General features: G+C 57.8%; 13 protein-coding genes and 1 riboswitch. Of the genes, 7 read left to right on the top strand and 6 right to left on the bottom strand.

What is annotated here, in order from left to right; all coding sequences use genetic code 11:
• The first annotated feature begins 372 nt into the window (after positions 1–372).
• Positions 373–1,962 (top strand): bifunctional phosphoribosylaminoimidazolecarboxamide formyltransferase/IMP cyclohydrolase, encoded by a 1,590-nt coding sequence (gene purH, locus C3406_RS24965; protein WP_103825480.1) that lies wholly within the window; start codon positions 373–375, stop codon positions 1,960–1,962.
• Between the two features lie 15 nt (positions 1,963–1,977).
• Positions 1,978–3,270 (top strand): phosphoribosylamine--glycine ligase, encoded by a 1,293-nt coding sequence (gene purD / locus C3406_RS24960; protein ID WP_103825479.1) that lies wholly within the window; start codon positions 1,978–1,980, stop codon positions 3,268–3,270.
• Positions 3,271–3,313: 43 nt separating this feature from the next.
• Here the strand turns inward: purD and C3406_RS24955 are convergent, their stop codons facing one another.
• From C3406_RS24955 to nudC, 6 genes are all read right to left on the bottom strand, one after another.
• Positions 3,314–4,006, bottom strand: coding sequence for a DUF1481 domain-containing protein (locus tag C3406_RS24955; protein WP_103825478.1), 693 nt, complete (start codon positions 4,004–4,006; stop codon positions 3,314–3,316).
• Positions 4,007–4,017: 11 nt separating this feature from the next.
• Positions 4,018–4,290, bottom strand: a complete 273-nt coding sequence (hupA, locus tag C3406_RS24950) for a nucleoid-associated protein HU-alpha (RefSeq protein ID WP_032615913.1) — start codon at positions 4,288–4,290, stop codon at positions 4,018–4,020.
• A 186-nt stretch (positions 4,291–4,476) separates the two neighbouring features.
• Positions 4,477–5,067, bottom strand: a complete 591-nt coding sequence (locus C3406_RS24945) for a YjaG family protein (protein ID WP_103825477.1) — start codon at positions 5,065–5,067, stop codon at positions 4,477–4,479.
• Between the two features lie 41 nt (positions 5,068–5,108).
• Positions 5,109–5,780: a deoxyribonuclease V gene (nfi, locus tag C3406_RS24940; RefSeq protein ID WP_103825476.1), complete on the bottom strand. Its 672-nt coding sequence runs from the start codon at positions 5,778–5,780 to the stop codon at positions 5,109–5,111.
• 9 nt (positions 5,781–5,789) lie between these two features.
• A complete protein-coding gene (gene hemE / locus C3406_RS24935; protein WP_103825475.1) occupies positions 5,790–6,854 on the bottom strand; it encodes a uroporphyrinogen decarboxylase in 1,065 nt (354 codons plus the stop codon).
• 40 nt (positions 6,855–6,894) lie between these two features.
• The gene (nudC, locus tag C3406_RS24930; RefSeq protein ID WP_103825474.1) at positions 6,895–7,668 is read right to left on the bottom strand and encodes an NAD(+) diphosphatase; all 774 of its coding nucleotides are present in this window, start codon (positions 7,666–7,668) and stop codon (positions 6,895–6,897) included.
• Between the two features lie 95 nt (positions 7,669–7,763).
• On the opposite strand from nudC, the gene rsd reads away from it, so the two are divergent.
• From rsd to thiS, 5 genes are all read left to right on the top strand, one after another.
• Entirely contained in the window at positions 7,764–8,261 is a 498-nt protein-coding gene (gene rsd, locus C3406_RS24925) for a sigma D regulator (RefSeq protein WP_103825473.1), read from the top strand.
• Positions 8,262–8,314: 53 nt separating this feature from the next.
• Positions 8,315–8,423: riboswitch (TPP riboswitch) on the top strand.
• A 77-nt stretch (positions 8,424–8,500) separates the two neighbouring features.
• Positions 8,501–10,396: a phosphomethylpyrimidine synthase ThiC gene (gene thiC, locus C3406_RS24920; RefSeq protein WP_103825472.1), complete on the top strand. Its 1,896-nt coding sequence runs from the start codon at positions 8,501–8,503 to the stop codon at positions 10,394–10,396.
• The gene (gene thiE, locus C3406_RS24915; protein WP_103825471.1) at positions 10,396–11,031 is read left to right on the top strand and encodes a thiamine phosphate synthase; all 636 of its coding nucleotides are present in this window, start codon (positions 10,396–10,398) and stop codon (positions 11,029–11,031) included. The genes thiC and thiE overlap by 1 nt, the downstream gene beginning before the upstream one ends.
• The gene (gene thiF, locus C3406_RS24910; protein WP_103825470.1) at positions 11,024–11,779 is read left to right on the top strand and encodes a thiazole biosynthesis adenylyltransferase ThiF; all 756 of its coding nucleotides are present in this window, start codon (positions 11,024–11,026) and stop codon (positions 11,777–11,779) included. Before thiE ends, thiF begins: the two co-directional genes overlap by 8 nt.
• On the top strand, positions 11,763–11,963 hold the full coding sequence (gene thiS, locus C3406_RS24905; RefSeq protein ID WP_103177806.1) for a sulfur carrier protein ThiS: 201 nt from the start codon (positions 11,763–11,765) through the stop codon (positions 11,961–11,963). Before thiF ends, thiS begins: the two co-directional genes overlap by 17 nt.
• Position 11,964: the final 1 nt, after the last annotated feature.

The following is an 11,964-nucleotide window of genomic DNA, read 5'->3' as shown; positions in this document are numbered from 1 at the left end:
TTACGCTTTCCTCTTTCAGAGTCAAGCGATTATTTTCGCTTTCTCCTCAACCGGCCCGGCTGTTAGTGTGAAGTGATTCACATCCGCCGTGTCGATGGAGGCGCATTATAGGGAGTTCTCCGGCGCCCGCAACCCTTAAATGTCATAAAAATGACTGACTGCTGCATTCCCCAGCAAAAGCCCGCCTTATACCTGATTACACACAGACTTATCCACAACGTGACGAAAAAGTGAAAATGTGCGAGCGTTGCGCAAACGTTTTCGTTAAAATGCTCGCGCTAAATAAAGCGCCCCGCCAGGTGTGTTAGTTGAGTTTTTATCGGGAAAATTCACCTAACGCTCTCTGTAATCGTCAAATCCAGGGGATTTACCATGCAACAACGTCGTCCAGTCCGCCGCGCTCTGCTCAGTGTTTCTGATAAAGCCGGTATCGTTGAATTCGCTCAGGCACTTTCTGCACGTGGCGTAGAGCTGCTGTCCACAGGCGGTACTGCTCGCCTGTTAGCAGATAAAGGCCTGCCGGTAACCGAAGTGTCCGATTACACCGGCTTCCCGGAAATGATGGATGGACGCGTCAAAACCCTGCACCCGAAAGTCCACGGCGGCATTCTGGGTCGTCGCGGTCAGGATGACGGCATTATGGATCAGCACGGGATTGCGCCAATCGACATGGTGGTTGTTAACCTTTACCCATTTGCCCAGACTGTCGCCCGTGAAGGCTGCTCCCTGGAGGATGCGGTAGAGAATATCGATATTGGCGGCCCAACCATGGTGCGCTCCGCCGCCAAGAACCATAAAGATGTGGCCATCGTTGTAAAGAGCAGCGACTACGACGCCATTATTAAAGAGATGGATGCCAACGAAGGTTCACTAAATCTCGAGACCCGTTTCGACCTCGCCATTAAGGCCTTTGAACATACCGCGGCTTACGACAGCATGATCGCCAACTACTTCGGTAGCCTGGTCCCTGCCTACCACGGCGAAAGCAAGGATCCCTCTGGTCGCTTCTCCCGCACCTTAAACCTGAATTTCATTAAGAAGCAGGATATGCGCTACGGCGAAAACAGCCACCAGCAGGCTGCCTTCTATATAGAAGAAGAGGTTAAAGAAGCCTCCGTTGCTACTGCGCAGCAGGTGCAGGGTAAAGCGCTCTCCTATAACAACATTGCGGATACCGACGCGGCGCTGGAGTGCGTGAAAGAGTTCAGCGAGCCCGCCTGCGTTATCGTGAAGCACGCGAACCCATGCGGCGTGGCGGTCAGCACCTCGATTCTGGATGCATACGATCGTGCGTACAAAACTGACCCGACCTCAGCGTTTGGCGGCATTATCGCGTTTAACCGCGAGCTGGATGCCGAAACCGCCCAGGCGATCATCTCCCGCCAGTTTGTGGAGGTGATCATCGCCCCTTCGGCCACCGAAGACGCCCTGAAAATCACCGCGGCAAAACAGAACGTGCGCGTGCTGGTCTGCGGTCAGTGGGCAGAACGCGTTCCGGGCCTCGACTTCAAGCGTGTGAACGGTGGCCTGCTGGTTCAGGATCGTGACCTGGGCATGGTCAGCGAGAAAGATCTGCGTGTCGTCACCAAACGTCAGCCTACGGAGCAGGAGCTGCGTGACGCGCTGTTCTGCTGGAAAGTGGCGAAGTTCGTGAAATCCAACGCCATCGTCTATGCGAAAGAGAACATGACCATCGGTATAGGCGCGGGCCAGATGAGCCGCGTTTACTCTGCGAAAATCGCCGGGATTAAAGCGGGCGACGAAGGTCTGGAAGTTAAAGGCTCCGCCATGGCGTCCGACGCGTTCTTCCCGTTCCGTGACGGTATCGATGCAGCTGCGGCAGTGGGCATCACCTGCGTGATCCAGCCTGGCGGCTCTATCCGCGACGACGAAGTCATTGCCGCCGCCGATGAACATGGTATCGCGATGATCTTCACCGACATGCGTCATTTCCGCCATTAATTCCCGGAGCAGAGAATGAAAGTATTAGTGATTGGTAACGGCGGGCGCGAGCACGCCCTGGCGTGGAAAGCGGCGCAGTCAGCGCAGGTTGAAACCGTCTTTGTGGCGCCGGGTAACGCCGGTACCGCCCTGGAGCCTACCCTGCAGAACGTCGCTATCGGCGTAACCGATATCCCGGCGCTGCTGAGCTTTGCCCAGAGCGAAAAAATCGATCTGACCATTGTGGGCCCGGAAGCGCCGCTGGTCATTGGCGTGGTAGACGCATTCCGTGCCGCGGGCCTGACCATCTTCGGCCCGACCGAAGGCGCCGCGCAGCTCGAAGGCTCTAAAGCCTTCACCAAAGATTTCCTCGCGCGTCACAACATTCCGACCGCGGAATATCAGAATTTCACCGAAGTGGAGCCCGCGCTGGCCTACTTACGTGAAAAAGGCGCGCCGATTGTGATCAAAGCCGACGGTCTGGCAGCGGGTAAAGGCGTTATCGTGGCGATGACGCTCGAAGAAGCAAAAGCCGCCGTTCAGGATATGCTGGCAGGTAACGCCTTTGGTGATGCAGGCCACCGTATCGTTATCGAAGAGTTTCTTGATGGCGAAGAGGCGAGCTTTATCGTCATGGTCGACGGCGAGCATGTGCTGCCGATGGCCACCAGCCAGGATCATAAGCGCGTTGGCGATGCCGATACCGGCCCGAATACCGGCGGGATGGGGGCTTACTCCCCTGCCCCTGTGGTAACGGATGAAGTTCACCAGCGCACCATGGACCGCATCATCTGGCCAACCGTGAAAGGAATGGCGGCGGAAGGCAATACCTATACCGGTTTCCTCTATGCTGGCCTGATGATCGACAAACAGGGCAACCCGAAGGTTATCGAATTCAACTGCCGCTTTGGCGATCCAGAAACGCAGCCAATCATGCTGCGCATGAAATCCGATCTGGTAGAGCTGTGCCTGGCGGCCTGCGAAGGCAAGCTGGACGAAAAGCGCTCTGAGTGGGATGAGCGTGCTTCTCTGGGCGTGGTAATTGCGGCGGGCGGTTATCCGGGCAACTACAACACCGGCGATGAGATCCACGGCCTGCCGCTGGAAGCCATCGAAGGCGCGAAGGTATTCCATGCGGGGACTAAGCTCTCCGACGACGAACGTGTGCTGACTAACGGTGGCCGCGTCCTGTGCGCCACGGCGCTGGGCAATACCGTCGCAGAAGCACAGCAACGCGCCTATGCCGTGATGGCGGATATTCACTGGAACGGTAGCTTCAGCCGTAACGATATTGGTTACCGCGCCATTGCGCGCGAGCAAGGGAAGTAACTCCCTCCTTCACCAGTCCCTCTCCCGCAAGGGAGGGGGATTTTCAGAAACTCTTCTCTGTCGGCTGCCAGGTACAAAAATCTTCGTTCGCCACCAGCAGCAGCTGTGATCCTTCAGGCGCTTCCAGCCACGCCACACTCACTGCCATGGAGGAGTGGCTCTGCCGGCGTGCAATGTGTTCCGTTGCCCAGCTATCGAGATCCGGCTTCAGGGTCTGGCCTTCACACGTTGTCACGGAGCCGTCAACATGCCAGCGCCCCTGATGTAGCACGACCCTTCCCTGTCGCAGCGCGTCGCTGGTCTGGCGAATCTGCGCGGCGCGGTAGCGGTAAAGCTCGATTTGATCGGTAGAGAGTTGCTGTTTAAGGCCACCGGTTTCGTGCTGCATAAAGCTCAGCTCACCGTGGTCATCAAAGCGTACCCGCACATGCTCGGGGACTTTGCTGTAGACGTTTATGTCGATCCAGACGAGCGTATCGCCCTGCCAGCGATATTCACTGGTGGTGGTACTGCCGCTGTGCCAGGGGCTAAACGCGGAGAGGAGATGAACTTCATCGTCTGAATCTTTACGCCAGACGCGTACCGCGCCCTGATCGTCAGCGTAGCCGCTGGCGGTAAAAGGCGGCAGGGAGGAATCATGGCTACAGGCGGTTAATACAAATATGCCCGCCAGCACCGTCACCCGGCGCCAGACAGACAAAAGGGGCGAAACCGCCCCCTCGATAAAACTGTTCACTGCTACGCGGCTTACTTAACTGCGTCTTTCAGTGCTTTGCCAGAAACAAATGCTGGCACGTTGGCTGCAGCGATTTTGATTTCGTTACCGGTCTGCGGGTTGCGGCCAGTACGCTCAGCGCGGTGGTTCACTTTGAAGGTACCGAAACCTACCAGTTGTACAGCATCGCCTTCTTTCAGAGACTCAGTAATTGCAGCCAGGGTGGATTCCAGAGCAGCTTTAGCCTGTACTTTAGACAGGTCAGCTTTGTCCGCAATTACATCAATCAGTTGAGTCTTGTTCATAAGTTATCCTTTCAATGTGTTTATCGCTTGCTAAGCATCGAGTGCGACGAAAATGCCAAAAAAGCACTCTCCTGCATACACGCACCGATAGCCACTTTTTTTCGCCCCCCAAATGTAGACCAGACGGGGGGCAGAAGGGAAGAGTAGAGGCATGACAAAACAGGCGTTAAATCACGTTTTGTTGTCTCACTGGTTAAGATTTATACCAATGTTACTCTCGCCTGCCTCACGCAAGTCTGCACGCAGACCTTTAATCAGTTCGATATCGCGTTCTTCGCACTCCGCCAGCAAACGGAAAATTTCCCACTGAATGTCCCATTCCTGCTCAATGGCCGGGTTCAGACGGAGCTCTTCATCGGTCATTTCACGCCCTTCCTGGGTCATCTCCAGCATCGCTACGGTAGTAATAGAGGCCTTACTGACTTCGATGGCATGTTCCAGAGTTTCACCACTCAGACGCGAGTGAATCAGTTCACTTAGCGCTACACAGGCATCAATCGCCGGGTAGACGCCATAGACATCATAGTCATCGGCAACCGGGATCGCCTCTTCCAGCTTATCGAGCTGGGTGTCGAAGTTCACCTTCGCATCTTTAACCGTCAGCGTTTCCCACACCAGATCGAGAATACGACGATAGAGTTGACCATCACCAAATTCGGTCTGCTTGCAGAACATGGCATAGTTCGGATACATACGTTCGCACAGACAGGCCATAAAAGTGACGTGCTGCCAGCTTTCCAGCTTCTCAAGGCGCAGGTGAATCGGGTTTTGTAACATGATGATGTCTCGAATCGAAAATTGGCCGCAGTTTACCTGATTCAGCGCTGAATTTCCTGCCAACGAACAAACGCCGGACGCCCGGACGCTACCGCATCGGCCCAGCGGGTCGGCTCCGGTAGTCGGTAGCCCCGCATACAGCGCTGCACCCACGCCAGCGCGGTGTCGGTACTGACGCGATGGCCGGTGGCGACGAACAGTGGATTACACCGGGCTTTGCTGCGCCAGACCCACGCCAACTGTTCGCCTTTATCCATTAACGGTGCCAGCGCGCCGGGTTCGGGCGGCAGGGGATCAAACTTACCGCAGAGGCGTTTTTTCGCCACGCCGATGGTCGGGACATCCACCAGCAGGCCAAAATGGCTGGCAACGCCAAGACGACGCGGGTGGGAGATGCCGTGCCCGTCAACGAACAGCAGATCGGGTCTTTGCGAGAGCTGATCCCACGCCGCCAGCAGCGCGGGATATTCACGAAAAGAGAGGAAACCGGGGATGTAAGGCATGGTAGTGGCAATCCGCGCCACCTGGTACTCAACCAGTTCCAGTTCGGGGTACGTCAGCAGCACTATCGCCGCCCGCGTCACCTCTCCCCCCTGCTCAAACCCCACATCGGCCCCCGCAATCAGCGCGGGTGGGTCTTTATCCAGACGATCCTCACGGGATACAGACGCAGCGAGTTTAAGTTGTTGAGCGCGAAGTGACGCAAGATCCATAACGACTCCTTACAGGTGATACTGGGCAGAAAGTCGGTGCACCGCCTCCACAAACACGCCTGCATGCTCTGGCGGTACATCCTGATGAATACCGTGCCCCAGGTTAAAGACATGGCCCTCGCCCTGACCGAAGCCCGCCAAAATGGTCGCGACTTCTTCTTCAATTCGGGCGGCCGGAGCATACAGCATAGACGGATCCATGTTGCCTTGCAGGGCGACTTTGTCACCCACGCGGCGGCGCGCATCGGCAATATCGGTGGTCCAGTCGAGGCCCAGCGCATCACAGCCGGTTTCTGCCATCGCCTCCAGCCACTGGCCTCCGCCTTTGGTGAACAGCGTTACCGGCACGCGACGGCCTTCGTTTTCACGCAGCAGGCCATCAACGATTTTATGCATGTAATAGAGCGAGAACTGCTGATAATCGCGGCCGGTCAGTACCCCACCCCAGGTATCGAAGATCATCACCGACTGGGCGCCCGCTTTGATCTGCGCGTTCAGGTACAGGGTGACGCTTTTCGCCAGCTTATCCAGCAGGGCGTGGAGCGCCAGCGGATCGGCGTACATCATCTTTTTGATCACGGTAAAGGCTTTGCTGCTGCCCCCTTCAACCATGTAGGTCGCCAGGGTCCACGGGCTGCCGGAGAACCCAATCAGCGGCACTTCGCCTTTCAGCTCGCGGCGAATGGTGCGCACCGCGTTCATCACATAACCGAGTTCCTGCTCCGGGTCCGGGACAGGCAGGTTGTCGATGTCCGCTTTGCTCTTAATCGGCGAGCTAAAGCGCGGGCCTTCGCCGGTTTCGAAGTACAGGCCAAGCCCCATCGCGTCCGGGATGGTCAGAATGTCAGAGAAGAGGATCGCCGCGTCCAGCGGGTAGCGGCGCAGCGGCTGCAGCGTTACTTCACAGGCCAGCTCCGCGTTTTTGCACAGGGACATGAAATCGCCTGCCTGCGCCCGGGTGGCTTTATATTCCGGTAAATAGCGACCCGCCTGGCGCATCATCCATACCGGGGTGACATCAACGGGTTGGCGCAGCAGCGCACGCAGATAACGATCGTTCTTCAGTTCGGTCATTTTTGCAGTTCCTTAAGCGTCTTATCCCCAGTGTACCACGTCATTCATAGTCGGCCCGACACATTGCCACGGTATCTTCTATCAGGCGACGCGCCACGGTGCCTGGCGGCGGGAGCAGCGGTAAATCGTCGTAGCGATACCAGTTGGCTGACAGCAGCTCTTTCGGGTCGATGACGATCTCGCCGCTGTCGTACTCGGCCATAAAAGCGGTCATCAGCGACTGTGGGAACGGCCACGGCTGGGAGGTGACATAGCGCAGGTTCTTCACCTTGATGCCGCTCTCTTCCATCACTTCCCGGGCGACGGCCTGCTCCAGGGTTTCGCCCACTTCGACAAACCCGGCCAATACGGTATGCACCCCGTTACGATGACGCGTGTGCTGCGCCAGCAGGATGGTATCTTCACGACGAATGGCGACGATGATGCACGGCGCGATTTGCGGGTAGTAGCGTTCGCGGCAGTGGCTGCAGAGCATGGCCCACTCGGTTTTGCTTGGGTGCATGGTGTGACCACAGTAGCCGCAGTATTTATGCGAGCGATAAAACTCGGCCAACTGCACAGCACGCCCGGCCAGCTGGAACAGACCCACATCGAGATCGAGCACCTGGCGTACCGATCCCATATCGTGACGACGATTTTGTTGGATCAACCACACAGGCTCGCCCTGCCACTCCCCGATATTGAGTGCGGGTTGACCCGCAAGATCGAAATTTCCGGCCTCGCCATGTGGTAATTCACCACCGGGCAACCATAATTTCTGTTCATGGCTGACGAACCACCAGCCGCGATCCGATTTTTCAATTATACGATCCATATCTATTGCACTACCTTTGCTTCACAGGCATGTTGGTAACAATACTATTACATTTTGGGTGGGCAGCTTTTAATCTTAACCTTGCGGAGTCAAACATGCTAAACCAGCTAGAAAACCTGACAGAGCGCGTTGGCGGATGTAACAACCTGGTCGATCGCTGGCTGCACGTGCGCAAACATCTGCTTGTTGCCTACTACAACCTCGTTGGCATTAAGCCGGGCAAAGAGTCCTATATGCGTCTGAATGAAAAAGCGCTGGACGATTTCTGTCAGAGCCTGGTCGACTACCTTTCTAACGGCCATTTCAATATTTATGAGCGCATTATCGGTGAAATGGAAGGGAACAGCCCGTTTTTAGCGGCCACCAAACTCTATCCCCTGCTGGAAGCCAATACCCAGCAAATCATGGATTATTACGACTCCACGCTTGAGAATGCCATCGATCAGGATAATTATCTGGAATTTCAGCAGGCGCTCTCTGATATCGGCGAGGCGCTGGAGCAGCGATTTACGCTTGAAGATAACCTGATCGCCCTTGCGCTGGATCACAATTTGAAAGCGAGTAACGAAGATAACGTCGCCCGACCGGCTTGAGTTATTTATCGTTAACGCGTAATTTACATTTACTGCTCCCGCTGTAGGGGAGCACATTCTTGTCGGAGTGCCCAGTGCGAAAGCCGGGCTGAGACCGTTAATTCGGGATCCGCGGAACCTGATCAGGTTAAAACCTGCGAAGGGAACAAGAGTCAATCTGTCATGTATCGCCACCGGGCGATCCTCTCTTGCTTCATCCGTCGTCTGACAAGCCACTTCCTCACTTTCTGGAACGAGCTATGTCTGCCACAAAATTGACCCGCCGCGAACAGCGCGCACAAGCCCAACACTTTATCGACACCCTGGAAGGCACCGCTTTCCCTAACTCAAAACGCATCTATCTGACCGGCTCCCGGGAGGACATTCGCGTGCCCATGCGCGAGATCCAACTCAGCCCGACGCTCGTCGGCGGCAGCAAAGAGGATCCGCAGTTTGAAGAGAACGAAGCGGTGCCGGTCTACGACACCTCCGGCCCGTACGGCGATCCGGCGATAACCATCAACGTGCAGCAGGGGCTGGCGAAACTGCGCCAACCCTGGATTGAGGCCCGTAACGACTGCGAAGCGCTAACCGAACAAAGCTCAGCTTACACCCGGGAGCGCCTGGCCGATGATGGTCTGGACGAGCTGCGCTTCTCCGGCCTTCTCACGCCGAAACGTGCCAGGGCGGGCAAATGCGTCACCCAGTTGCACTATGCCCGCCAGGGGATCGTGACCCCGGAGATGGAATTTATCGCCATTCGCGAAAACATGGGCCGCGAGCGCATCCGCACCGACGTGCTGCGCCACCAGCATCCGGGCGAAGGGTTTGGTGCCCGCCTGCCGGAGAACATCACCCCGGAGTTTGTCCGTGACGAAGTTGCCGCCGGACGCGCCATTATCCCGGCCAACATCAACCACCCGGAGTCGGAGCCGATGATTATCGGCCGTAACTTCCTGGTGAAAGTGAATGCCAACATCGGTAACTCAGCGGTCACCTCGTCTATCGAAGAGGAGGTGGAGAAACTGGTCTGGTCGACCCGCTGGGGCGCGGACACGGTAATGGATCTCTCCACCGGGCGCTATATTCACGAAACCCGCGAGTGGATCCTGCGTAACAGCCCGGTGCCCATTGGTACGGTGCCCATCTACCAGGCGCTGGAGAAGGTGAACGGCATCGCCGAAGATCTCACCTGGGAGGCGTTCCGGGATACCCTGCTGGAGCAGGCCGAGCAAGGCGTCGACTACTTCACCATCCACGCCGGCGTGCTGCTGCGCTACGTGCCGATGACGGCGAAACGCCTGACCGGTATCGTCTCCCGCGGCGGTTCAATCATGGCGAAATGGTGTCTCTCCCACCATCGGGAAAACTTCCTCTATGAACACTTCCGCGAAATCTGCGAGATCTGCGCCGCGTACGACGTGTCGCTGTCGCTGGGCGATGGCCTGCGTCCGGGCTCCATTCGCGATGCCAACGACGAGGCGCAGTTTGCCGAGCTGCACACCCTGGGCGAGCTGACCAAAATCGCCTGGGAGTATGACGTGCAGGTGATGATCGAAGGTCCGGGCCACGTGCCGATGCAGATGATCCGCCGCAACATGACCGAAGAGCTGGAGCACTGCCACGAAGCGCCGTTCTATACCCTGGGGCCGTTGACCACCGACATCGCACCGGGTTATGACCACTTCACCTCCGGGATTGGCGCGGCGATGATCGGCTGGTTCGGCTGCGCCATGCTCTGCTACGTCACGCCGAAAGAGCACCTCGGCCTGCCGAACAAAGAGGATGTGAAGCAGGGGCTGATCACCTACAAAATTGCCGCCCATGCTGCCGATCTGGCGAAGGGCCATCCGGGGGCGCAGATCCGCGATAACGCCATGTCAAAAGCGCGCTTCGAGTTCCGCTGGGAAGATCAGTTCAACCTCGCCCTCGACCCGTTCACCGCCCGCGCCTATCACGACGAAACCCTGCCGCAGGAGTCCGGCAAAGTGGCGCACTTCTGCTCCATGTGCGGGCCAAAATTCTGCTCGATGAAAATAAGCCAGGAGGTGCGTGATTACGCCGCCGCGCAGACCATCGAAGTGGGCATGGCCGATATGTCGGAAACCTTCCGCGCCCGGGGCGGCGAAATCTACCTCAAAAAAGAGGAGGCGTAATGTATCAACCCAACTTTCCGCCGGTCCCGTTTCGTCTGGGACTCTATCCGGTGGTCGACAGCGTGGCCTGGATCGAACGCCTGCTCGCTGCGGGTGTAAAAACGATCCAGCTGCGCATCAAAGATAAACAGGACGATGAGGTGGAAGCCGACGTTGTCGCGGCCATTGCTCTGGGGCGTCGCTACGACGCCCGCCTGTTTATCAATGACTACTGGCGCCTGGCGATCAAGCATCAGGCGTACGGTGTCCATCTCGGTCAGGAGGATCTGGAGACCACCGATATTGAGGCCATTCGTGCCGCCGGTTTGCGTCTCGGCGTGTCGACCCATGACGATATGGAGATCGACGTGGCGCTGGCGGCGCGTCCCTCCTACATCGCGCTGGGGCACGTTTTCCCGACCCAAACCAAGCAGATGCCATCGGCCCCGCAAGGGCTGGAACAGCTGGCCCGCCATATCGACCGGCTCGGGGATTACCCCACCGTCGCCATCGGCGGTATCAGCCTCGAACGCGCGCCCGCGGTCCTGGCGACCGGTGTAGGGAGTATCGCGGTGGTGAGCGCCATTACCCAGGCCGACGACTGGCAGGCGGCGACAACACAGCTATTGCAACTGGCGGGGGCGGGCGATGAATGACCGTGACTTTATGCGCTACAGCCGCCAGATCCTGCTGGAAGATATCGCCATCGACGGGCAGCAAAAGCTGCTCGCCAGCCGGGTGCTGGTGGTCGGTCTGGGCGGATTAGGCGCTCCGGCGGCGCTCTACCTGGCCGGCGCCGGGATCGGCACTCTGGTTTTGGCCGACAATGACGAGGTTCATCTGAGTAATTTGCAGCGCCAAATCCTCTTTACCACCGACGATATCGCCCAGCCAAAAGCGCAGGTGACAGAGCGTCGCCTGCAGCAGCTCAATCCCGACATCCGGCTGATCGCCCTGCAGACCCGCCTGGAAGGCAGCGCGCTGGAGGAAGAGATTGCCCGCGCCGACGTGGTGCTGGACTGCACCGATAACATGGCTACCCGTCAGGCGATCAATGCCGCCTGTGTGATGCTCAATACGCCACTTATCACCGCCAGTGCCGTGGGCTTTGGTGGACAGATGATGGTGCTGACGCCCCCCTGGACGCAGGGCTGCTACCGTTGCCTGTGGCCGGAGGATGATGAACCGCAACGCAACTGCCGCACCGCGGGCATCGTCGGGCCGGTGGTTGGCGTGATGGGAACCCTGCAGGCGCTGGAGGCGATCAAGCTGCTCAGCGGCATCGAGGCCACGCGCAATACGCTACGCCTGTTCGACGCCCGGGCGGGAAGCTGGCGGCAGCTGGCTTTACAGCGCGCCAGCGGATGCCAGGTGTGTGGAGGGCGGCATGCGGATCCTGTTTAACGACGAACCGATGCAGTGCGTGGAGGGATTAACCGTCGCCACCCTGCTCTCCCAGCTATGCCAGTTAAAACCCGGGGTCGCGCTGGCCCTGAATCAACAGATCCTGCCGCGCGAGCAGTGGGAAAAACAGCAGGTGCGCGAAGGCGATCAGATCCTGCTCTTTCAGGTGATTGCCGGAGGCTAAG

It is taken from the genome of Leclercia sp. LSNIH8 (genome assembly GCF_002920195.1).
GTDB lineage: Bacteria > Pseudomonadota > Gammaproteobacteria > Enterobacterales > Enterobacteriaceae > Enterobacter.
The sequence above is the reverse complement of the archived record's forward strand: the minus strand, read 5'-3'. Positions and strand labels throughout refer to the sequence as shown.

Coding starts and splice junctions, on each gene's coding strand:
- purH (WP_103825480.1), top strand. CDS start 373: ATGCAACAACGTCGTCCAGTCCGCCGCGCTCTGCTCAGTGTTTCTGAT.
- purD (WP_103825479.1), top strand. CDS start 1,978: ATGAAAGTATTAGTGATTGGTAACGGCGGGCGCGAGCACGCCCTGGCG.
- hupA (WP_032615913.1), bottom strand. CDS start 4,290: ATGAACAAGACTCAACTGATTGATGTAATTGCGGACAAAGCTGACCTG.
- C3406_RS24945 (WP_103825477.1), bottom strand. CDS start 5,067: ATGTTACAAAACCCGATTCACCTGCGCCTTGAGAAGCTGGAAAGCTGG.
- nfi (WP_103825476.1), bottom strand. CDS start 5,780: ATGGATCTTGCGTCACTTCGCGCTCAACAACTTAAACTCGCTGCGTCT.
- hemE (WP_103825475.1), bottom strand. CDS start 6,854: ATGACCGAACTGAAGAACGATCGTTATCTGCGTGCGCTGCTGCGCCAA.
- nudC (WP_103825474.1), bottom strand. CDS start 7,668: ATGGATCGTATAATTGAAAAATCGGATCGCGGCTGGTGGTTCGTCAGC.
- rsd (WP_103825473.1), top strand. CDS start 7,764: ATGCTAAACCAGCTAGAAAACCTGACAGAGCGCGTTGGCGGATGTAAC.
- thiC (WP_103825472.1), top strand. CDS start 8,501: ATGTCTGCCACAAAATTGACCCGCCGCGAACAGCGCGCACAAGCCCAA.
- thiE (WP_103825471.1), top strand. CDS start 10,396: ATGTATCAACCCAACTTTCCGCCGGTCCCGTTTCGTCTGGGACTCTAT.
- thiF (WP_103825470.1), top strand. CDS start 11,024: ATGAATGACCGTGACTTTATGCGCTACAGCCGCCAGATCCTGCTGGAA.
- thiS (WP_103177806.1), top strand. CDS start 11,763: ATGCGGATCCTGTTTAACGACGAACCGATGCAGTGCGTGGAGGGATTA.